This window comes from Actinobacillus vicugnae (assembly GCF_901687125.1).
Lineage (GTDB): Bacteria > Pseudomonadota > Gammaproteobacteria > Enterobacterales > Pasteurellaceae > Actinobacillus > Actinobacillus vicugnae.
This window is the reverse complement of record NZ_CABFJY010000022.1, coordinates 55,926-77,410: the sequence shown is the minus strand read 5'-3', so window position 1 is coordinate 77,410 and position 21,485 is coordinate 55,926. Positions and strand designations below refer to the sequence as shown.

Here is a 21,485-nt window from a genome sequence, read left to right as displayed (position 1 = left end):
TTGATTACGATAGTGATTGGATACAAGCGGTCGAATTTCCACAAAATTTTGCAATTGAACGTTATTACACCCTCGTCCCTTGAGGGAGAGGGACGATTAGCACTTCGTTCAGAGGCGGAAATCAGGGAGAGGAGTAAGTGGTTGCTATTGGAGGTAAACACCTCGATAGCGCCCATCTCCTGACGGATGCGTTTGCTAACGTATCTTTTCTCCTACACACTCCCCCTTCGGACTTACGCCAAAATACCGTTTATATTCTCGGCTAAATTGGCTTGGGCTTTGGTAACCTACTTGGAATGCAACATTGGCGATATTGCTATGTTTTGCTTGAATCAATCTCTGTGCGACTAACAGACGATGCGATTTTTGATATTGCAACGGTGACATATTTGTCAAATGTTTGAAATGTGCATGAAAGCCAGACACCGACATTCCCGCCCGTTTTGCCAGCTCTTCCACCCGTAATGTCTCTGCGTAATGTTGCTCAATCCAATTCGCTGTTTGGGCAATACGCTGAGTATGGCTTCCTTCATTTACTAACTCCCACAATTTCTGTCCTTGCTCGCTTTTTAGCAAAGTATAATAAATTTGTTGCTGAATCAGCGGTGCAAGAAATGCGATATCTTCTGGAGTTTTAAGCAATTCTATTAACCGTTCAAATTGAGTAAGTAGCTCCGCATCCAAATGCCATTGCAAGAAAACGGTCAAATTTTGTGAATTTTTTGCAGGCGCAGGCACATAAGGCAAAATGCTTGCCACCATTTTTAGATCGATTTTCATCGTCATCATCAAATAAGGATTCGTTTCACTTGCTTGAATAACTTCAACCGAAAGTGGCATATTAACAGGGCAAAACATAAAATGTTGCTGGGTAAACAGCGTGCATTGGTCGCCAATGCAAATTTTCCGCTCACCTTGCAACACAATACAAATACGCGGTTCAAGAATATAGCTACTCAATGGCGTAGGGCGATCAGCGTGCTGAATCACTACCCCTTCAATCGGTGTTTGCCAGATCTGATTTTTGGGCACAAGCGATAATAATTTATCAACAATTTGCATTTTTAGAGAATTAGGCAAGAAATTTGCAGAAATAATATATCGATTTTTACAACTGCTCAATATAATGACCATACTTTCAATATATAACAGAAGGAATAATCTATGAAAATTTTCTATCAAACAAGTGCAACCGCAACAGGCGGACGTGATGGTCGTACACAAGTAGATGATGGCTCAATCGGCTTTGATTTAGTCAGTTTCCAAAACGAAAATGGCAAAGTAGGAACAAACCCTGAACAACTTTTCGCAATGGGCTATGCGGCATGCTTTGACAGTGCAATGAACCACGTTGCGCCAAGTTTAGGCTTAAAACCAACCAAATCAAGCACTACAGTCGGTGTAGGCATCGGGCAAAAAGCCGATGGTACTTTTAGCTTAGATTTAGATATTACTATCACTGTGGAAGGCTTAACTGAAGAACAAGCCAAAACCTTAATCAGCCGTGCGCATGAGGTTTGCCCATATTCAAATGCTACCCGTGGCAATGTGGACGTGCGTTTACACGTGAAAGTGGTGAATAACTTTTCGTTATAATAAATGCGATGTAAAATTTCAGCGATTTTACACCGCTTGTCCATAAAGGAGGACTTATGATTACATTGCATTATCTTGAACGTTCTTGCTCACATCGCATAGTGTGGTTATTAGAAGAACTGGGTTTGGACTACGAACTAAAAATGTATCAACGCTTACCTGATACCCAGCTTGCACCACCAGAACTCAAAGCGCAACATCCGCTTGGTAAAGCGCCTGTGATGCAAGACGGAGAATTGGTTTTAGCAGAAGGCAATGCCCTGATTCAACATTTGCTTGATCGCTACGATAACGGTCGTTTAGTACCCGCCAACAAAACAGATGATTATTCAAAATACCTTTATTGGCTGAGTGTTTCTGCCTCAATGTTCTCCGCAAATTTGCTCGCATTAATGGCAAAACAAGGTGATTTTGGCGCTTACAATGGTTACGTAAACGCCCAAGTTGCACTGTATTTCAACCATGTTGAAAACACGTTAAACGGACAACAGTGGATTGTAAGCGATCAATTAACAGGCGCCGACTTCGCACTTAGCTTCCCATTACAATGGGGAATTAATTACGTTGAAAAAGCCAACTACCCAAATATCACTCGCTACCTCAACCAAATCGAAACCCACCCAAGCTACTTAAAAGCCAACGCCAAAACCGCAGGCAGTTTGGATTTGAGTAAGTTCTAAAAAAACAAGCGGTCAAAATTTTTGCAAACCTGACCGCTTCTTGTACTAAGAAAATCCTGCTACTTCTTCCAACCTTTTAACGCATCAGCAAACGCATTGTTGGCGAATTGATTGCGTTGTGGTTTGTTTGATAAGCGGTCGGATTTTTCAGGATTTTTGCGAATTTCTGGCGAATTTCGACCGCTTGTTGGTTTGTCTGTAGGTTTATCTTCTAAGCGCATGGTAAGCGCGATACGTTTACGTTGCACATCCACTTCTAAGACTTTTACTTTTACCAAATCCCCCACTTTGACCACTTTATGTGGATCTTCCACAAAGCTGTTGGAAAGCATCGAAATATGCACTAAGCCGTCTTGATGAACGCCAATATCTACAAAGGCGCCAAAGTTTGCCACGTTGGTCACTGTCCCCTCTAAGATCATGCCGACTTTCAGATCTTTAATATCTTCTACACCATCCATAAAAGTAGCTGTTTTAAATTCACCACGTGGATCTCGCCCTGGTTTTTCCAACTCTTTGAAAATATCATTTACAGTTGGTAAACCGAATTGTTCGTCCACAAAATCTTGTGCATTAAGTTGATGAATACGAGTTGCATTACCCATTAATTCCGCAAGGCTTGAGGTGGTTGCCTGTAAAATTTTCTCCACCACAGGATAAGCTTCTGGGTGAACACTTGACGCATCTAGCGCATTTTTACCGCCGACAATACGCATAAAACCTGCGCACTGTTCAAAGGCTTTTGGCCCTAAACGAGGCACTTTTTTCAGTTCAGAACGTGTGCTAAAACGTCCGTTTTCATCACGGTATGCCACAATATTTTGCGCTAATGTTTTACTCATGCCCGCAACACGTGCCAGTAATGGCGCAGAAGCAGTATTCAGATCCACACCAACCGCATTTACGCAATCTTCCACCACCGCATCCAATTTGCGGGCAAGCTGTGATTGATTGACATCGTGTTGATATTGCCCTACACCAATCGCTTTTGGTTCGATTTTTACTAGTTCCGCCAACGGATCTTGTAAACGACGCGCAATGGATACTGCACCACGCAACGAAACATCAAGCCCAGGAAATTCATTTGCCGCCAATTCAGACGCCGAATACACTGATGCACCCGCTTCACTGACCACAACGGTTTGTGGAATCAGCATATCAGGTTTGCTCTCTTTAATTTGCTTTAAAACATCCTTCGTAAAACGTTCTGTTTCACGCGAGGCTGTGCCGTTACCAATCGCAATCAGCTCCACATTATGCTGTTTAATTAATTTATAGAGCGAAACTTCTGCCGCTGCTTTGCCTGTGGTGTGTGGATAAATGGTCTCTGTCGCAAGTAATTTGCCCGTATTATCCACTACGGCAACTTTCACACCAGTACGCAAACCAGGGTCTAAGCCCATAGTATTTTTAGCCCCTGCTGGTGCTGCCATTAAAAGCGCGGACAGGTTTCGAGCAAAAACATCTATCGCTTCTTCTTCCGCTTTCTCACGCAATGCGCCCATTAATTCGGTCTCTAAGTGAAGAGCGGCTTTAATTTTCCAAGTCCAAGCAATTACTTGTTCACGCCATTTATCCGCAGGCTGATTGTTGAAAATTACACCTAAATGTTGACGAATAATTTCCTCACAATGGCTTGATTTTACGCCCTCTTCCGCATCAGGATCCGCATTGAGTGACAGCGATAACACGCCTTCATTTCTACCTCGGAACATCGCCAACGCACGATGCGAAGGAACGCTTTTGAAAGGTTCTTGATGCTCAAAATAATCTCGGAATTTTTCGCCTTCTCCCTCTTTACCTTCAATCACTTTCGATTCCAATGTGGCGTAAGCGGTCAAATATTGGCGTAATTTTGCAAGTAATTCCGCATCTTCAGAAAAGCGTTCCATAAGGATATAGCGTGCGCCATCAAGTGCTGCTTTTACATCTGCCACACCTTTTTCCGCATCCCAAAAAGATTCTGCGAGTGCTTCTGGTAACTGGCTTGGATCATTCCATAAACTGTCTGCCAATGGTTCAAGCCCCGCCTCAATCGCAATTTGCCCACGGGTACGACGTTTCGGTTTATAAGGGAGATAGAGATCTTCTAATTCGGTTTTGCTCTCAGTGCTTTCAATCTTAGCACGCAGCTCATCGCTAAGTTTACCTTGTTCTTCAATTGATTTCAGAATGGTTTGGCGACGATCATCCAATTCACGTAAATAAATTAAACGCGTTTCAAAATGACGTAATTGGGTGTCATCTAATCCGCCTGTTACCTCTTTACGGTAACGTGCAATAAAGGGAATGGTGTTGCCTTCATCAAGTAATTTGATTGCAGCAAGAATTTGATGGACACCAACTGCAAGCTCTGTGGCAATAAGTTGGCTGATTTGGGTATTAAGCTCTGACATTGCGTTTTCCTAACAAATAAAATTCGCTTTATTTTAACAGTAAAAAAAGACAATGCCCAAAAATAAAAGTTCTAGCTAGCGAAGCTTGTCAGCTCTGGCTTTATCGAGCTTTTCTAATTGGTTTAGCGCTTGGTTTAGCTTGCCTAAATTCGGCTCTTGTTTGGCACACAAGGCGATATTTTCTAAACTATCGGCTTGATGATAATAAGGCTGCTCACTTTTCACCGCTTGTTCAAATTGTTGATAAGCCTGCTCAAACTTAGCTTGCTTACACAAAAAGGTACCGTAGTTATTTAATACATCAGGGCGGTTATTACTTAATTTCAGCGCTTGTTGGTAGGCTTGCTCAGCATGAATTTGATCACCAATTTGTTGGTAATAATAAGCTAATACCGAATGAGGTAAGTAATCGTTTTGATCGTGGCTTAATGCTTTATCAATATTTTCTTTCGCTTTTGGCAAATCATTTTGTTCAAGATAAGCCAAGGCTAGATTGATCCGAGCTTTCACCGCTTCCGAGCGATTAAAAGTAACTTGGGAAGGAACATAATTAGAAGAACAACCAAACAATGCAAATAACAGCGTACAAGCGGTCAAATTTCGTAAAAATTTTGCAATGTTCATATTGTTCTCCTAACCTGATTTTTCTTGAGATAAATTAATGATTTTGTACCGAGATACCTTTGCCAAACTTACGTTTTTCCATAGTACGTTTGGTTCGGTCGATTACATCTCCCGCCAATTGACCGCAAGCAGCATCAATATCATCACCACGTGTTTTGCGTACAATTACTGTAAAACCGTATTCCATTAATGTTTTTTGGAAACGATCCACACGGCTATTTGAGCTCTTGCCGTAAGGCGCTTCTGGGAACGGGTTCCACGGAATTAAGTTGATCTTACACGGAGTATTTTTTAATACTTCCGCTAATTGATGTGCATGTTCTGTGCCGTCATTAACGTGATCTAACAACACATATTCAATCGTTACTTTACCGTGGTTCGCATTCGATACTTCAAGGTATTTATGCACGGAATCCATTAACGTCTTGATATTATACTTTTTGTTGATTGGCATAATCTCATCACGTAATTCATCGTTCGGTGCATGGAGTGAAATCGCTAATGCCACGTCAATTTTCTCACGCATGATATCAAGCGCTGGCACAACTCCTGCGGTTGAAAGCGTTACACGTCGTTTAGATAAACCATATGCGAAATCATCTAACATAATTTCCATCGCTGGAATCACATTATTTAAGTTAAGTAATGGCTCGCCCATGCCCATCATTACTACATTGGTAATTGGACGCACACCTGTTACCCCGAAGTTACCGATAATTTTTGAAGCACGCCATACTTGCCCGATGATCTCTGATACAGTTAAGTTGCGGTTAAAGCCTTGTTGTGCGGTTGAACAGAATTTACACGCTAATGCGCAGCCAACTTGTGAAGAAACACATAAGGTTGCACGATCTGCTTCTGGGATATATACCGTTTCAATTTGTTGATCGCCTACTTGCATTGCCCATTTGATCGTACCATCACTTGAACGTTGTTCAACAGAGACTTCAGGTGCTTTAATTTCAGCAATTTGTTTCAATTTTTCACGCAATACTTTATTGATATTGCTCATATTATCGAAATTATCTTCACCAAAGTGATAGATCCATTTCATTAATTGATCCGCACGAAATGGTTTTTCGCCCATTTCTGCAAATAACTCTCGCATTTCTTGGCGAGTTAAATTCATTAAGTTAATTTTTTCTGATTTAGGGTGCTGTACCGCGATATTCGTTGCTTGAATTTCGCTTGCACAAGTTTGGGTTTGTTCTGACATGAGAGTAAAAGCCTCGTTGTTACACGGTTTACGGCAAAAGGATTAGTTTTGCAGGTTGATAAAATAAAAAAGACCGCAAATTTTACTCGTCTATGCGTATTAAGGCTAGTGATTTTTAAGCAAAATGAAAGTTTTTAAACCGAAATTTTCGATCGAGATCGCAAAAAAGAATAAATATAAAGAAAAGAAATAAAATTAGTTGATCTTTGCTTTGGATTAAATAACTAGAATTTAAGATAAGAAGTGGTGGGCGATACCGGTCTCGAACCAGTGACCCCCTCCTTGTAAGGGAGGTGCTCTCCCAACTGAGCTAATCGCCCTCATGATATAGCATTTTGCTATAGCTTGAAGTTTATGATGAAAATCTAAAGTGGTGGGCGATACCGGTCTCGAACCAGTGACCCCCTCCTTGTAAGGGAGGTGCTCTCCCAACTGAGCTAATCGCCCGTGTTGTGGAGTGGCATTATAGAGATTTTTCATTTATCGTCAAACCCTTTTTTTGATATTTTGGCTTGTTTGTTGAATTTTTCGTCCAAAACCCTCATTTTTTACGTTTTTAACCTACAACCGCTAGATTAACCGTAGTAGAATAGACAAATCTTTTGTTTAAAAAAGCCGTTCTCGGCAAATCACTTTATAGGCTTATCAGAATGAATATCGAAACTCTTTTCCCTTTAGATCCAAATGTAAAAGTGCGTACCCGTTTTGCGCCTAGCCCAACAGGCTATTTACACGTTGGTGGTGCACGTACTGCGCTTTATTCTTGGTTATATGCAAAACACTTTAACGGTGAATTTGTATTACGTATCGAAGATACCGATTTAGAGCGCTCAACTCCTGAAGCGACCGCTGCAATTATTGAAGGTATGGAATGGTTAAATCTCGCGTGGGAACACGGTCCATACTATCAAACCAAGCGTTTTGATCGTTATAACCAAGTTATCGATCAAATGATCGAGCAAGGTTTAGCCTATCGTTGCTACTGCTCAAAAGAGCGTTTAGAAAACTTACGTAACGAACAAGAAGCAAATAAAGAAAAACCACGCTACGACCGTCATTGCTTAGGTAATCACGAACATTCAGTAGATGAACCACATGTTGTGCGCTTTAAAAACCCACAAGAAGGCTCTGTAGTATTTGATGATGCGGTGCGTGGTCGTATTGAAATCAGTAATAGCGAATTAGACGATTTAATTATTCGTCGCACAGACGGTTCACCAACTTATAACTTCTGTGTAGTCGTGGACGATTGGGATATGGGTATTACACACGTTGTACGTGGTGAAGACCATATCAATAATACCCCTCGCCAAATCAATATTTTAAAAGCATTAGGAGCTCCAATCCCAACTTATGCACATGTATCAATGATCAACGGCGATGATGGTCAGAAATTATCAAAACGCCACGGTGCAGTGAGCGTAATGCAATATCGTGATGACGGCTATTTACCAGAAGCATTAGTAAACTATTTAGTACGTTTAGGTTGGGGACATGGCGACCAAGAAATTTTCAGCCGCGAAGAAATGATCGAATTATTCGATATTCACTCAGTGAGTAAATCAGCAAGTGCATTTAACACAGATAAATTACAATGGTTAAACCAACACTACATGCGTAGCTTACCAGCAGAACACGTTGCAAAATATTTAACATGGCATATAAATGACCAAGGGATTAATACAGCGAATGGCCCTGCTTTAACAGAAATTATTCCTGTATTAAGCGAACGTGCAAAAACCTTAAAAGAATTAGCAGCTGCAAGTCGTTATTTCTATCAAGAATTTGATAACTATGACGAAAAAGCTGTAGCGAAAAACTTCAAAGCAGAAGCCATTGCTCCACTTGCAAAATTATTGGAAAAACTAACTGCTTTAACTGATTGGAACGTAGAAGCAATCCACGATGCAATGAATGCAACTGCGGCGGATTTAGAAATCGGTATGGGTAAAGTAGGCATGCCATTCCGTCTTGCGGTAACTGGTTCTAGCCAATCACCATCAATGGATATTACAGCCAAATTAGTTGGACGTGAGCGTACATTAGCCCGCATCCAAAAAGCGATTGAGTTTATTCAAGCACAGGCTTAATTTTCTATTGACAGTCATAGTGGTGACATTTATTATGTTGCTACTTTTTGGGGATATAGCTCAGTTGGGAGAGCGCTTGAATGGCATTCAAGAGGTCGTCGGTTCGATCCCGATTATCTCCACCAAATTCAACAAAACGCTAAGTCATTCGGCTTAGCGTTTTGCTTTTTAGGCGTAGACAAGCGGTCAAATTTTCCGAATTTTTTGCAAAATCTTGGGGAAAATTAACCACTTATTATTTTGCAATTAGTCTTCTAGTTTTTCACCCGTTTCTGGAAGTAGCACAGGAATACCATTTTGAATTGGATAGGCTAATTTTGCCTCACGGCTAACCAAGCGATTTTGTTGTTTATCCCATTCAAGCTGAGTGTTTGTGACTGGGCAAACGAGATTATTGAGAAGTTTTTCGTTCATATTCTTTTCCTAAAAATTTAAAAATAGGTTCAAGTAAACAAGCGGTCGATTTTTCTGAAAATTTTGCAGAAACAGGCACATACCACCAATTTTCTTGCGCAAATGCTTGGCATTTTACCGCATCTTTTTCGGTCATCAATAATGGCTGCTGCCCATCAGTTAACGCTAATAATTGTTGCGCGTTAAAGTCTTGATGATCGGCAAAGCCTTGTGTTCGTACCAAATGAATGCCGAGTTTTTCTAACATCGTGAAAAAACGGGGTGGATGCCCGATCCCTGCCATTGCTATACAATGTTTGCCGATAAAATCACTGATTGGCACAGATTCGCCCGAGTGTAAATTCACCGCGACTTTTGGTTCAAGCTGCATTAAATGCTCATCTACTTGCGGTGTACCACCGTTGCAAATTACCACTTGTACTTGTTTTAGGCGGCTAGGTAATTCACGTAAACCGCCTGCGGGTAACACAAAACCATTACCAAAACGGCGTTCGCCATCCACTACAACCCATTCAATATCTCGCTGCAATGCATAATGTTGCAAGCCATCATCGGTAATAATTAAATCCAGTTCAAATTGACTTAATAGCAATTCGATACTTTGTTGGCGATTAGGTGAAATTGCCAGTGGTACGCCCGTTCGTTGCACAATTAACATAGGTTCATCGCCCACCATTTCTGCCGAACTCTGTTTGGTCACTAACTGCGGAAATTGTTTAGTTTTCGCGCCATAACCTCGAGAGACCACGCCGACTTTAACTCCTCGTTGCTGTAATTGTTCAACCAACCAAACCACTACAGGCGTCTTACCATTTCCGCCTACAGAAATATTACCCACCACTAAAACGGGTATAGGCGAGCGGTAGGATTTTAAGATTTTTTTGCGAAACAAAAATAGGCGAATTTGACTCACAAGCCAAAACAATAAAGAAAACGGCGCAAGTAGCCAAGTGATAAAAGATGTAGATTGCCAAAGTTTCATTATTTTTTACTCAATAAAATAGGTTCTATTTTTTCGTTCGCCTTGTGCTTGAAGCAAATTGAGCTCTACAAATTTAACTAAATAACGTCGCACGCTAGCAGAACTCAAATTCAGTATATGATACTGATAAATCACGGTTTCAATTAGGATCCTTTCAAAAATCGGATTCCATTTACTTAATATCAGGCTTTGCCACAACCGCCCAATACGCCTATTTCCGCCTGAAAAAGAATGAATAATTTCCAGCTCAAAATGAACGATACAACTTAAAATCAGAGCAGGAATTTAACTCTGTTTCGCCCAGTTAAAAAGCTCTTTGACGAATTTGGGTACAAACTCTGCCCTTGCGCCAACATGAACAATTTTATCACCACGATAAACCGCTACATCTTTACTACGAAATTTACCTGCGTCTTTAACCAAGCCTTCTATTAGCAAGCGGTGAGATTTAAGCAAATCTTTACAATTAAATGGCTCTAACGAGAACGCAATTTCATAGGCTTGATAAGCATTTTCGACTTCGTGAATCTCTTGGGAGGCGCAAGCACTCGCTTTTCAAACGATAAACGTGTAGATATAGCCGAAATTTCGACCACATAATTTACCATTACAGCTGTAATGGTAAACTTAGGCTCCATAGCTTCCTCTCAAAAGAAATGAACAATGAAAAGTATTTCATTGTTCATTTATCGTATTATTCCACTTTTGGCTTATCGCCGTTTTCCACACAACCTTTACCAATCGTTACTTTTTTCACATTTTTTTCTGCCGTAAGCGTTGGTAAATTGTACATTGTATCCAACAATAGATTTTCCACAATTGAACGTAAACCTCGGGCGCCCGTTTTGCGAGAAATAGATTTCTGCGCAATTGCAATTAACGCATCTTTGGTAAACTTCAACTCTACCCCTTCCATTTGGAATAATGCTTGATATTGCTTGATAATCGCATTTTTCGGTTCGGTTAAGATCTGAATCAGCGCTTCTTCATCAAGTTCTTGCAATGGCGTAACCACAGGTAAACGTCCGATAAGCTCTGGAATCAAACCAAACTTCACTAAGTCTTCTGGCTCAACTTGTTTGAATAATTCAGTTAAGTCTTCACGTTCTTTATCTTTTTTCAGCTCAGCGCCAAACCCTATTCCGCCTTGTTTATTCGTGCGAGCTTCCACAATTTTATCTAAACCAGCAAAAGCACCGCCGCAAATAAACAAAATTTTAGACGTATCCACTGGAATGGTTTCACCTTTCGGATGTTTGCGGCTACCTTGTGGGTTAATATTTGCCACCGTGCCTTCCACCAATTTTAGTAAAGCCTGCTGCACGCCTTCGCCAGAAACATCACGAGTAATCGATGGGCTTTCTGATTTACGGGTAATTTTGTCAATTTCATCAATAAATACGATACCACGCTCTGCTTGCTCTGCATCAAAATCACATTTCATCAGTAATTTTTGAATCACGTTTTCTACATCTTCCCCCACATAACCTGCTTGAGTAAGAGTAGTCGCATCTGCTACTGCAAAAGGTACATTTAAACGACGAGCCAAAGTTTCTGCTAATAAAGTTTTACCACTTCCCGTTGGACCAATTAATAAAATATTACTTTTACCCAGCTCTACACCATTGGTTTCTTTATGCCCCGAAAGCGCATTACGTAAACGTTTATAATGGTTATAAACCGCTACAGATAACACTTTTTTCGCATGTGCTTGACCGATTACATACTCATCTAAATGTGCATGGATTTCGTGTGGCGTTGGCACATTTTCAAAGAATTTCTCTTCATCTTGCGCTTCATCAATTAACGGTTCTTCTTCACCATTGAGTAACGCATAAGATTCTTCAATACATTCGTTACAAATATAGCCTTCGGTTCCTTCTACAAGCTGATCAACTTCAGTACGTCTTTTGCCACAAAAACTACAATGCGGCTCTTTTTCAAAATTTGCCATTATTTAGTATCTCTGTGCGTTAAAACTTTATCAATTAAACCATATTCAGCCGCTTCAAATGCTGACATAAAATTGTCGCGTTCTGTATCTGCTGCCACTTTTTCGAAAGGCTGACCGCTATGTTCTGCCATTCTTCTCGTCAGCGTTTCTTTTAATTTTAAAATTTCTTGTGCTTGAATTTGAATATCGGTTGCTTGTCCTCTCGCGCCCCCCAAAGGTTGGTGAATCATCACTCGAGCATGAGGCAACGCAAAACGTTTACCTTTCGCACCACCAGAAAGTAAAAATGCGCCCATTGAGCAAGCTTGTCCTGTACAAAGCGTTGCAACATCAGGTTTGATAAAATTCATTGTGTCATAAATTGCTAAACCCGCAGTCACCACACCACCTGGTGAGTTAATATATAAATAAATATCTTTTTCAGGATCTTCTGATTCTAAGAATAGAAGCTGTGCCACGATCAAGTTTGCCATATGGTCTTCAACTTCACCGTTTAAAAAAATGATACGTTCTTTAAGTAAACGTGAATAAATATCGTATGATCTTTCGCCTTTTGAGGTTTGTTCAACCACCATTGGGATTACTGCCATTTTAGGTTCCTTATCCAAAATCTGAGAAATACGGGCAATTCTATCAAACTTTAATAAAATCATTAACAACAAGCGGTCAGATTGTTACAATCTTTTGCAAATTTTAAAGGAAATCGAAAGAAATATGACATTATCCGATATTTATCAAAAATTCGACATTTGCAAATCTTGGCAAGAAAGATACCGCTTGTTAATTCAATTAAGTCGTCAGCTAGCTAAGCCAAGTGAACAAGAGCTTGCTGAGTTGCCTGAAATTCACGGTTGTGAAAGTCGTTTATGGTTTAAGTTTCAAGCCTATCCACGCCAAGTGCAAGCCTATAGCGATGCGCGTTTGATGCAGGGGATTTTATTTATTGTAGTTACGCTATTAAACGAAGCGAATGATAGCCAACTTGCAACACTCAATTTGTCTAAAATTTTCGAACAATTAAAAATTTCACAACATCTCACCAGCACACGTTTAAATGGATTAATGCAAATTAATCAACTTATTCTTACGGCTTAACCTTAACGGGTTGAGCCTTGCTTTTCTTGTAGCATAATATCTCGCCCTATTTTTTGTTTGATAAAATCAAGACGCATTGCATGCCCTGCATCTTTGGGATCTAATGCGCAACAAACCGTGCCTTCTGCTAACGAAAAATGATATAGATCTTTTAATTTATCAAACAAAATGCGATCTTCACCGTCTCCTTGTACAAAGGATTCAGACCAGCAATGTAGATAAGCAAGTGTTTTGAGCTTATTTAGCGTTAAACCTGATGGGCGTACAAAGCCACCAAACTTTTCCTTAAAAATGCCTTTACCAACACCAACGCTCTCTAACTCATCTAAACAAAGTATTTCGCTACTATTACCATCTGCATAATAGCAAAGTGTATGTCCCCAATACACATTAGGATGCTGACAAAATACCGAATGCATTTTTTCAATATGTTGCGGTAAAAACCAATCATCATCGTCTAGGTAAGTGACTAATTCACTATCAGCAAGCAAAGTAAGCGCTGAGCGTAATGAGCCACCGTAATAGCAATCATGCACACCACCATGTCGTTTAGAAGTGGAATAGCCCAAATCGAGCCACACAATATTGATATTACTTGGACACTCTTGCATAAGGATTTGGCGGTAAGATGGAAGCTGTCCAGATAAATCAATATCAATTCCAATCAAAATTTGAATATTGCCACTAAATTGTTGAGCAAATATAGAGCGAACCGCGCGTAGTAAAGAGCTTCGCCCAACAGTAATGATGACCACCGCTAATTGATAGCGAGCGGCAAAGGTTTTAGATTCAGACATAATTGCCTCGAAAGCCAAATGCAAAAAAGCCTCCGATTTCTCAGAGGCTTTTTTATATAAAAAGTGGCGGAACGGACGGGACTCGAACCCGCGACCCCCTGCGTGACAGGCAGGTATTCTAACCAGCTGAACTACCGCTCCACACGGCATTATTGAATAATACTATTAAATTCAATAATTAAAAATTAATTGGCGGAATGGACGGGACTCGAACCCGCGACCCCCTGCGTGACAGGCAGGTATTCTAACCAGCTGAACTACCACTCCGCAACTGGTAAGGCGCATAATACGGATTTTAGCCTAGACCGTCAAACAATTTTTTAGTAAATAAATTTATTTGATTATTTTAAAATCAAATAAATCAAACAATTAATGAAGTTGATCTGAAACTGGTTCTGTAGGCTTTAGCCAAATACAGTTTCCTTTTGATTTTTTATCGATCAATTTTAAGTATTCTTCATGCGCTACTTGTTCTTCTTCACTTAATTGCAATACGATCAAACCGCTTGTTTCAAAGCTAGTGAATGAAGTTAATTCAAGTTCAGCGGTATCCTCGTGAGCAGTTGTTGCTTCTTCTTCGGCTAATAATGCAAGTTGTCCCCCTGTCATCATTAAGAAAACATCAGCAAGAATCTCCGCATCCAGCAACGCTCCGTGAAGTACACGCTTACTGTTATCAATGCCTAAGCGATCGCATAACGCATCTAAATTATTACGCTTACCTGGATACATTTTTCGAGCAACCGCAAGACTATCAGTTACACTACACATTTCAGCGGTTTTCGGTGGAGGATTTTCCAGATAAGAAAATTCTTGATCCATAAATGCCACGTCGAAGGGCGCATTATGAATAATAAGCTCTGCACCTTTAATAAATTCGAGAAATTCATCAGCAATTTCGGCAAACATAGGCTTATCTTGCAAAAATTCGTTGGTAATGCCGTGAACCTTAATCGCTTCTTCTTCAACTTCACGAGGCGGTTTTACATAAACATGAAAAGTGCGTCCTGTTAAGCGGCGGTTAATGACTTCCACTGCACCAATTTCAATAATATTATGTCCAATTTGTGGTGGCCCACTAAAACTCATCCCCGTCGTTTCAGTATCCAACACAACTTGGCGGATAATTTTTTCCTCTGCCATATTTTCCTTTCAATAAATTTTTTCGTAAAATTCTATCAAAACTTAATCATTTAAGTATATTTTTATACCAAAATTTAATAAATTGAGTTAAAATTACAAAATCATACATTATGGTAGTGATTACTTTTTAAGATATCATTTTTGATAGAAAATTATTGCTTTAATTTGTAAAGGAGAAAAATATGAAAAAAGCGATGAAATTTTTCACTTTTGTATCTGTTATGGCAACATTAACAGCTTGTTCAGGTATCCGTGGTCATGATGGCTCAGGTCCTGTGTGTCAAAATGTGACATTTATGGGTATTTCAATTATTGAAGCTGTTTCTCCATGTAAAAAATAAATTCTATTTTTTTACATGGAATTTATTAACAAAAAGCTCAAATCTGTTGCAGATTTGAGCTTTTTCTATTACTTAGCAATTCGTTTATATTTCATACGATGTGGCTGAGTAGCGACTTCTCCAAAGGTTTTTTTCTTCCACTCTTCGTAGTCGGAGAAGTTGCCTTCGTAGAAGGTGACTTTGCCTTCATCGCCGTAGTCCAAAATGTGGGTGGCGATACGGTCTAAGAACCAGCGGTCGTGCGAGATAACCATTGCACAGCCCGGGAATTCTAAGATCGCATTTTCTAACGCACGCAAAGTTTCTACGTCTAGGTCGTTGGTCGGCTCATCCAGTAATAGTACGTTACCGCCACGTTGAAGCAGTTTTGCCAAATGCAAGCGACCACGTTCACCGCCTGACAGCTCGCCCACACGTTTTTGTTGATCCACTCCTTTGAAGTTAAAACGCCCTACATAAGCACGGCTTGGGATCTCAAAGTTGCCGATAGTCAAAATATCCTGACCGTTAGAGACTTCTTCCCACACGGTTTTCTTATCGTCCATCGCATCACGGAACTGATCCACCGAGGCAAGCACCACAGTTTCACCCATCACGATTGAACCACTATCCGCTTGTTCTTGCCCTGAAAGCATACGGAACAGAGTTGATTTACCCGCACCGTTAGCACCGATAATCCCTACAATTGCACCTTTTGGAATTGAGAATGATAAATCATCAATTAAGGTACGATCACCGTAAGATTTGGTTAAATGACTCACTTCGATAACCTTATCACCTAGACGTGGACCAGGTGGAATAAAGAGTTCATTAGTCTCATTACGTTTTTGGTATTCGCCAGAGTTAAGCTCATCAAAACGAGCCATACGCGCTTTACTTTTCGCCTGTCTTCCTTTGGGATTTTGGCGCACCCATTCTAACTCTTTCGCAATTGATTTTTGACGAGCAGATTCCGCTGCTGCTTCTTGTTCTAAGCGTTTTTCTTTTTGCTCTAACCAAGAAGAATAGTTACCTTCCCAAGGAATACCTTCACCACGGTCAAGCTCTAAAATCCAACCCGCTACGTTATCTAAGAAGTAACGGTCGTGGGTAATTGCCACTACAGTGCCTTCGTAGTCATGTAAGAAGCGCTCTAACCACGCTACAGACTCTGCATCTAAGTGGTTGGTTGGTTCATCTAATAAGAGCATATCTGGTTTTTCGAGTAATAAACGGCAAAGTGCCACACGACGGCGTTCACCACCCGATAAATGTTCGATTTTCGCATCCCAATCAGGTAAACGTAACGCATCTGCCGCACGCTCTAATTGGTTATCTAAATTGTGACCATCATGCGCTTGAATAATCGCTTCTAAATTCGCTTGTTCTGCTGCTAACTTATCAAAGTCTGCATCAGGATCTGCATATAATGCATACACTTCATCTAAACGAGTTAATGCATTTTTAATTTCAGCTACTGCTTCTTCAACTGCTTCACGCACAGTTTGTTGCGGATCTAATTTTGGTTCTTGAGGTAAATAACCAATTTTAATACCAGGTTGCGGACGCGCTTCACCCTCAAACTCTTTATCCACTCCTGCCATAATGCGTAAAAGTGTCGATTTACCTGCACCATTTAAACCAAGTACCCCAATTTTCGCACCAGGGAAAAAGCTTAAAGAAATATCTTTAAGAATATGACGCTTCGGCGGCACAACTTTGCCGACACGATGCATCGTATAAACAAATTGAGTTGACATTCTGTATTCCTCATAGAAAAAAACTTATCTATTTTACTTGAAAATAGTGGCGAAATATAGAAGTTCCTGCATTTGCAAATTTTTTCAAAAATTTGACCGCTTGCTGTAAGAAACCCAAACAAAAATATATACCAAAAACTATAAATAAACTGTAGAGGTATCACTATGCTAAAACAAACTTTACTCACTATCGGTACACTTTTCCTTGGTTTCTCAGTGGTTAGTATTGCAAATGAAAGGAATCAGCAACACGAAAAAACACAAGTAATTCAAGCTAAAAAAGCTCAAGGAATTTGGATTGATGTGCGTTCTGCGGAAGAATTTGCTGAGGGACATATTGAAGGTACGATCAATATTCCTGCTGAACAAATTGCATCGCAGTTCAATCAAATTACTACGGATAAAAATGCGCCTATTCACTTATACTGCCGTTCTGGACGTCGTGCTGGTGTTGCGCTAATAGAATTACAGAAACTCGGTTACAACAAAGTGACTAATCATGGTGGCTACCAAGATTTGCTCGCAAAAGGAATAAAATAATTGCAAAAGATTGGACAAAATAGACCGCTTCTCTAGCGGTCTATTACTATGTCTGGACTATCATCTAACTCGTAATGTCTAAGCATTTTTACACTTTGCTCAGAATAATTTGTAAGAAGCCAAATGTCTTAACGTCCAATTTGGCGCAACTTAATTATCACTTATAAAAGGAGACCTCCATGAAAAAATTTATTTCACTTTCTGCGATTATGATGGGTTTAGCATTTAGCATTAGCGCACAAGCTAATGAAATGAAAAATTCACATCATCCGATGAATGATGAAAAGATGATGTCTGATAAACATATGATGAAAGACGACAAAATGATGTCTGATAAACATATGATGAAAGACGACAAAATGATGTCTGATAAACATATGATGAAAGACGACAAAATGATGTCTGATAAACATATGATGAAAGGCGACAAAATGATGTCTGATAAACATATGATGAAAGATGACAAAATGATGTCCAAAAAACATAAGAAGAAAATGATGAAAAAAGCTGAACAATAGCTTAAATAAAAAAGGCTGTGAGAGCATCACAACTCTACACAGCCTTTTTATATGAATAATGAATTACTCACCAGTAAACTGTTCTTCAAAACGTTCAATATTTGCACCAATAGCCCGCAATTTCTCTTCAATATGCTCATAGCCACGGTCGATATGATAAATACGATCAACAATGGTCTCACCTGAAGCGATACAACCAGCCAACACAAGGCTAATTGAAGCACGTAAATCCGTTGCCATTACTTCTGCTGATTTTAATTTTTCTACGCCTTGGCAAATCGCAGTATTGCCTTCAATTTCTGCTTTTGCGCCCATACGATTTAACTCAGGGATATGCATAAATCGGTTTTCAAAAATGGTTTCCGTAATACGGCTTGTGCCTTCTGCCACCACGTTTAATAGAGTAAATTGTGCCTGCATATCGGTTGGGAAACCTGGATGTGGCATAGTGCGGATATTCACCGCTTTAGGACGCTGACCTTTTGAATCTAATGTAATCGTATCTTCTGTTACAGTCACTTCCATACCCGCTTCACGTAATTTTTCAATTACCGCATCTAAAGTATCCGCTTTGGTGCCACGGCAAGTGATTTTACCGCCAGATACCGCAGCAGCCACAAGGAATGTACCTGTTTCGATACGGTCTGCAACCACACGGTGTTGGCAACCCGCTAAGCGTTCTACACCTTCAATCGTAATCGTATCTGTACCCGCACCAGCAATTTTAGCGCCCATGGCATTTAAGAATAATGCCGTATCCACAATTTCAGGTTCACGTGCAGCATTTTCAATTACGGTTGTCCCTTCCGCTAAAGTTCCTGCCATCATCACGGATAATGTAGCTCCCACGCTAACTTTATCCATATAAATACGTGCACCTTGTAAACGACCATTTGAAGTTGCTTTCACGTAACCTTCATCCAATTCAATTACTGCGCCCATTTTTTCTAAGCCAGAAATATGCATATCAACAGGACGAGCACCAATAGTACAACCACCAGGTAATGAAACTTGACCTTCGTGGAAGCGGGCAACAAGCGGCGCCAATGCCCAAATAGAAGCGCGCATGGTTTTAACTAATTCATAAGGTGCAACATAATGGTCAATTTTACTCGCATCAATTTGTACTGCCCCTGTTTCATCGCGCTCAACGATAACCCCCAGTTGGCGTAAAATTTTAAAAGTCGTGTCCACATCTTTAAGATCTGGCACATTTGTTAATGTTACAGGTTCGCTCGCTAAAATAGCAGCAAACAAAATCGGAAGCGCTGCATTTTTAGCGCCAGAAATATCAACAGTACCGTTTAGAGAAGCAGGTCCGTGAACACGAAATTTTTCCATTATAAAATCCTTAGAAAATAAATAAGTGATAATGGACAATGCCTAAAACTCAAGCGGTCATTTTTGCAAAAAATTTTACAAAAGCGACCGCTTAGTCCCATAATAAACTATCCATTATTTATTGAAAACGTTAGCCTACGATATTAAGTAAGCGTTCTTTTTTCCACTGTTCAGTTGAGAAAACTTTGATCGTTAATGCATGAATAGCATTCGTTGCAAAATACTCACCCAATGGCGCATAAACAGCTTGTTGCTGTTTAACTTTAGATAGTTGAGCTAATTCATCACTTACTACGATAACGCCATAGTGCGAATTTTCGCCTTGTGCATGAATTTCTGCTGCTGACGATAAAGCATTTCTTAAAATTTCTTCAAGTTGTTTTGGTTCCATTTGCTTATTGTTCCTTAAGCTTTTCACAACATAATTTGCCTTTTTCACAAACTATAAATCGATTAAACCAATCTGATAAATCAAATAATTCTGCAAGCGTTTTTACTGTCTCAGGAATATTAATTAAGCAGTTTGGCGTATATTTTTGATAATGATTGAGTAATTCAGCAAGTAATGTAAAACCCGCAGAATCAACTCGTTCTAACTCTTTTAAATCCCAATAAATGTGTTGATTCCCTTTTGGGGATAAAAAAGAAGCACGTTGCTTCCAAAGAGGAAGCAACGTGTCTCGAGTTAATTCGCCTGATAATTTCACAAATAGGCTTTCATTGTTCTGCTGAACGCCCCATTGTAATGTTTTTTGTGGCTTCATAAAACTAAAATTATTTACTTAATGTGATAGGTTGTTTAGCGGCTTGTGCAACTTGTGCTGTTAAAGCCTCAATACCTTTTTGGCGTAATACGCCGCTCCATTCGTTTTGTTTGGTAGCAACCATACTTACACCTTCAGCTGCCATATCATAAGCTTGCCATTCACCTGTTTTGCTGTTTTTACGCCATTTAAAGTCTAATTTAATTGGGGCAGCATTGCCTGATGATAACACATTCACTCGAATACTTACGATAGATTTATCACCTACTGGTTTTTCATTTTCAATTTGAACTTGCTGATCTTGATATTGTGTTAATACCTGTGCATATGATTGTTCAATGAATTGGCCAAAAGCATTAAAGAATTGCTCACGCTGTGCTTCTGATGCAGAAGAAAGTGATTTACCTAATACTAATTGGCCCGCATATTTCACGTGAACACGAGGCATTAAATCGTTGCGTACAATAGTACGCAAATATTCAGGATTTGCCTTAATTTTACTTTGGCTCGCTTTAATATCGTTAAAGAGTTTATCCGCCGTTTGTTGCATTAAAACGTATGGGTTGGTTTCAGCAAAAGCTTGTGCTGAGAATAAAGTTGCTACTGCGACAAAACCAGTTACGATGACTTTCTTGATATTTTTTAACATTTAAAATCTCCAAATGTAAGGTGGTGTTCCCCACCTGAAATAAAATATTACTCAGTACATTACTGGGCAATTATTGTGCTTTAGGCTCAACTTCGCCTTCTGCTTTTTCTCCATCAGCTTTATCCGATTTTTTATCTCCGTATAAGAACTGACCGATTAAATCTTCTAATACCATTGCTGAGTTTGTATCAGCAAAACTACTACCTTCTTTCATGTATTCCGTTTCACCATCCAACATAAAACCAATGTTCAAGGCAATATATTGCTCACCTAAAAGACCAGAAGTTTTGATTGAAAGAGAACTCGTATCAGGAATCTTATTAAAGTTTTCATTAATTGCGAGGCTAACTTTAGGGGTGTAGCTTTGTTCATCTAAATTAATTTCTGAAACACGCCCTACAACAACCCCCCCCACCTTGATTGGAGCACGGACTTTTAGTCCCCCGATGTTATCAAAAGTTGCGTAAAGAGTGTAAGTCTTTTCTGAAGTAAAACCTTGCACATTCGCTACTCGTAAGCCTAAAAATACTAAAGCTGCTAAGCCAAGTAATACAAATAAGCCTACCCAAAATTCATATTTAATTGATTGACGCATTGTTTTTTCCT

Annotated in this window: 25 protein-coding genes and 5 tRNA genes; 8 read left to right on the top strand and 22 right to left on the bottom strand. The window is 39.8% G+C overall.

Annotated features, from left to right (window positions below; all coding sequences use genetic code 11):
* Positions 1–195 precede the first annotated feature (195 nt).
* Positions 196–1,062 (bottom strand): AraC family transcriptional regulator, encoded by an 867-nt coding sequence (locus F8M47_RS06340; protein WP_150539297.1) that lies wholly within the window; start codon positions 1,060–1,062, stop codon positions 196–198.
* Positions 1,063–1,164: 102 nt separating this feature from the next.
* Between F8M47_RS06340 and F8M47_RS06335 the strand changes: the two genes are divergently transcribed.
* On the top strand, positions 1,165–1,596 hold the full coding sequence (locus tag F8M47_RS06335) for an organic hydroperoxide resistance protein (protein ID WP_150539296.1): 432 nt from the start codon (positions 1,165–1,167) through the stop codon (positions 1,594–1,596).
* Positions 1,597–1,652: 56 nt separating this feature from the next.
* Positions 1,653–2,276, top strand: a complete 624-nt coding sequence (locus tag F8M47_RS06330; RefSeq protein ID WP_150539295.1) for a glutathione S-transferase family protein — start codon at positions 1,653–1,655, stop codon at positions 2,274–2,276.
* 59 nt (positions 2,277–2,335) lie between these two features.
* On the opposite strand, the gene F8M47_RS06325 is transcribed toward F8M47_RS06330, so the two are convergent.
* The 5 genes from F8M47_RS06325 to F8M47_RS06305 all read right to left on the bottom strand — a co-directional run bounded on the left by F8M47_RS06325 (position 2,336) and on the right by F8M47_RS06305 (position 6,959).
* The gene (locus F8M47_RS06325) at positions 2,336–4,672 is read right to left on the bottom strand and encodes a Tex family protein (RefSeq protein ID WP_150539294.1); all 2,337 of its coding nucleotides are present in this window, start codon (positions 4,670–4,672) and stop codon (positions 2,336–2,338) included.
* A gap of 75 nt (positions 4,673–4,747) precedes the next feature.
* On the bottom strand, positions 4,748–5,296 hold the full coding sequence (gene pilW, locus F8M47_RS06320; RefSeq protein WP_150539293.1) for a type IV pilus biogenesis/stability protein PilW: 549 nt from the start codon (positions 5,294–5,296) through the stop codon (positions 4,748–4,750).
* A 34-nt stretch (positions 5,297–5,330) separates the two neighbouring features.
* Complete coding sequence (gene rlmN / locus F8M47_RS06315) at positions 5,331–6,512, bottom strand: dual-specificity RNA methyltransferase RlmN (RefSeq protein ID WP_150539292.1); 1,182 nt, start codon at positions 6,510–6,512, stop codon at positions 5,331–5,333.
* 244 nt (positions 6,513–6,756) lie between these two features.
* Positions 6,757–6,832, bottom strand: a tRNA-Val gene (locus F8M47_RS06310).
* Between the two features lie 51 nt (positions 6,833–6,883).
* A tRNA-Val gene (locus tag F8M47_RS06305) sits at positions 6,884–6,959 on the bottom strand.
* Positions 6,960–7,162: 203 nt separating this feature from the next.
* Between F8M47_RS06305 and gltX the strand changes: the two genes are divergently transcribed.
* Both gltX and F8M47_RS06295 read left to right on the top strand, forming a co-directional pair.
* Positions 7,163–8,602: a glutamate--tRNA ligase gene (gene gltX, locus F8M47_RS06300; protein ID WP_150539291.1), complete on the top strand. Its 1,440-nt coding sequence runs from the start codon at positions 7,163–7,165 to the stop codon at positions 8,600–8,602.
* 49 nt (positions 8,603–8,651) lie between these two features.
* Positions 8,652–8,727: transfer RNA gene (locus F8M47_RS06295), tRNA-Ala, on the top strand.
* 121 nt (positions 8,728–8,848) lie between these two features.
* On the opposite strand, the gene F8M47_RS06290 is transcribed toward F8M47_RS06295, so the two are convergent.
* From F8M47_RS06290 to clpP, 6 genes are all read right to left on the bottom strand, one after another.
* Positions 8,849–9,016: a Trm112 family protein gene (locus tag F8M47_RS06290; RefSeq protein ID WP_150539290.1), complete on the bottom strand. Its 168-nt coding sequence runs from the start codon at positions 9,014–9,016 to the stop codon at positions 8,849–8,851.
* Positions 8,994–9,998 (bottom strand): tetraacyldisaccharide 4'-kinase, encoded by a 1,005-nt coding sequence (gene lpxK, locus F8M47_RS06285; protein ID WP_150539289.1) that lies wholly within the window; start codon positions 9,996–9,998, stop codon positions 8,994–8,996. The genes F8M47_RS06290 and lpxK overlap by 23 nt, the downstream gene beginning before the upstream one ends.
* 6 nt (positions 9,999–10,004) lie before the next feature.
* Positions 10,005–10,235, bottom strand: a complete 231-nt coding sequence (locus tag F8M47_RS12460; RefSeq protein ID WP_425292569.1) for a hypothetical protein — start codon at positions 10,233–10,235, stop codon at positions 10,005–10,007.
* A gap of 48 nt (positions 10,236–10,283) precedes the next feature.
* Positions 10,284–10,454, bottom strand: coding sequence for a hypothetical protein (locus F8M47_RS12375; RefSeq protein ID WP_342211849.1), 171 nt, complete (start codon positions 10,452–10,454; stop codon positions 10,284–10,286).
* A 238-nt stretch (positions 10,455–10,692) separates the two neighbouring features.
* A complete protein-coding gene (clpX, locus tag F8M47_RS06275; RefSeq protein ID WP_150539288.1) occupies positions 10,693–11,952 on the bottom strand; it encodes an ATP-dependent protease ATP-binding subunit ClpX in 1,260 nt (419 codons plus the stop codon).
* Entirely contained in the window at positions 11,952–12,542 is a 591-nt protein-coding gene (gene clpP / locus F8M47_RS06270; protein WP_150539287.1) for an ATP-dependent Clp endopeptidase proteolytic subunit ClpP, read from the bottom strand. The genes clpX and clpP overlap by 1 nt, the downstream gene beginning before the upstream one ends.
* Before the next feature lie 124 nt (positions 12,543–12,666).
* On the opposite strand from clpP, the gene F8M47_RS06265 reads away from it, so the two are divergent.
* Positions 12,667–13,047, top strand: a complete 381-nt coding sequence (locus tag F8M47_RS06265; RefSeq protein ID WP_150539286.1) for a SufE family protein — start codon at positions 12,667–12,669, stop codon at positions 13,045–13,047.
* Between the two features lie 2 nt (positions 13,048–13,049).
* Here the strand turns inward: F8M47_RS06265 and F8M47_RS06260 are convergent, their stop codons facing one another.
* The 4 genes from F8M47_RS06260 to dnaQ form a co-directional block, all read right to left on the bottom strand.
* On the bottom strand, positions 13,050–13,844 hold the full coding sequence (locus F8M47_RS06260) for a glycosyltransferase family A protein (RefSeq protein WP_150539285.1): 795 nt from the start codon (positions 13,842–13,844) through the stop codon (positions 13,050–13,052).
* Between the two features lie 64 nt (positions 13,845–13,908).
* A tRNA-Asp gene (locus F8M47_RS06255) sits at positions 13,909–13,985 on the bottom strand.
* 49 nt (positions 13,986–14,034) lie between these two features.
* Positions 14,035–14,111 (bottom strand) — tRNA-Asp (locus tag F8M47_RS06250).
* Between the two features lie 102 nt (positions 14,112–14,213).
* Positions 14,214–14,987, bottom strand: a complete 774-nt coding sequence (gene dnaQ, locus F8M47_RS06245; protein WP_150539284.1) for a DNA polymerase III subunit epsilon — start codon at positions 14,985–14,987, stop codon at positions 14,214–14,216.
* A 182-nt stretch (positions 14,988–15,169) separates the two neighbouring features.
* On the opposite strand from dnaQ, the gene F8M47_RS12060 reads away from it, so the two are divergent.
* Positions 15,170–15,328, top strand: a complete 159-nt coding sequence (locus F8M47_RS12060) for a hypothetical protein (RefSeq protein WP_167509602.1) — start codon at positions 15,170–15,172, stop codon at positions 15,326–15,328.
* A 68-nt stretch (positions 15,329–15,396) separates the two neighbouring features.
* Here F8M47_RS12060 and ettA read toward each other — a convergent pair whose 3' ends face one another.
* Positions 15,397–17,067 (bottom strand): energy-dependent translational throttle protein EttA, encoded by a 1,671-nt coding sequence (gene ettA, locus F8M47_RS06240; protein ID WP_150539283.1) that lies wholly within the window; start codon positions 17,065–17,067, stop codon positions 15,397–15,399.
* 165 nt (positions 17,068–17,232) lie between these two features.
* On the opposite strand from ettA, the gene F8M47_RS06235 reads away from it, so the two are divergent.
* Positions 17,233–17,607 carry a rhodanese-like domain-containing protein gene (locus F8M47_RS06235; protein ID WP_150539282.1) on the top strand — a complete coding sequence of 125 codons (375 nt, stop codon included), beginning with the start codon at positions 17,233–17,235 and terminating at the stop codon, positions 17,605–17,607.
* A 179-nt stretch (positions 17,608–17,786) separates the two neighbouring features.
* Complete coding sequence (locus tag F8M47_RS06230) at positions 17,787–18,125, top strand: hypothetical protein (RefSeq protein WP_150539281.1); 339 nt, start codon at positions 17,787–17,789, stop codon at positions 18,123–18,125.
* Positions 18,126–18,188: 63 nt separating this feature from the next.
* Here F8M47_RS06230 and murA read toward each other — a convergent pair whose 3' ends face one another.
* The 5 genes from murA to mlaD form a co-directional block, all read right to left on the bottom strand.
* Positions 18,189–19,466, bottom strand: a complete 1,278-nt coding sequence (gene murA, locus F8M47_RS06225; protein ID WP_150539280.1) for a UDP-N-acetylglucosamine 1-carboxyvinyltransferase — start codon at positions 19,464–19,466, stop codon at positions 18,189–18,191.
* A gap of 130 nt (positions 19,467–19,596) precedes the next feature.
* Positions 19,597–19,857, bottom strand: coding sequence for a BolA family protein (locus F8M47_RS06220; protein ID WP_150539279.1), 261 nt, complete (start codon positions 19,855–19,857; stop codon positions 19,597–19,599).
* Between the two features lie 4 nt (positions 19,858–19,861).
* Positions 19,862–20,230, bottom strand: coding sequence for an STAS domain-containing protein (locus tag F8M47_RS06215; protein ID WP_150539278.1), 369 nt, complete (start codon positions 20,228–20,230; stop codon positions 19,862–19,864).
* 10 nt (positions 20,231–20,240) lie between these two features.
* Positions 20,241–20,879, bottom strand: a complete 639-nt coding sequence (gene mlaC / locus F8M47_RS06210; RefSeq protein ID WP_150539277.1) for a phospholipid-binding protein MlaC — start codon at positions 20,877–20,879, stop codon at positions 20,241–20,243.
* Between the two features lie 70 nt (positions 20,880–20,949).
* Positions 20,950–21,474: an outer membrane lipid asymmetry maintenance protein MlaD gene (gene mlaD, locus F8M47_RS06205; RefSeq protein WP_150539276.1), complete on the bottom strand. Its 525-nt coding sequence runs from the start codon at positions 21,472–21,474 to the stop codon at positions 20,950–20,952.
* Positions 21,475–21,485 lie beyond the last annotated feature (11 nt).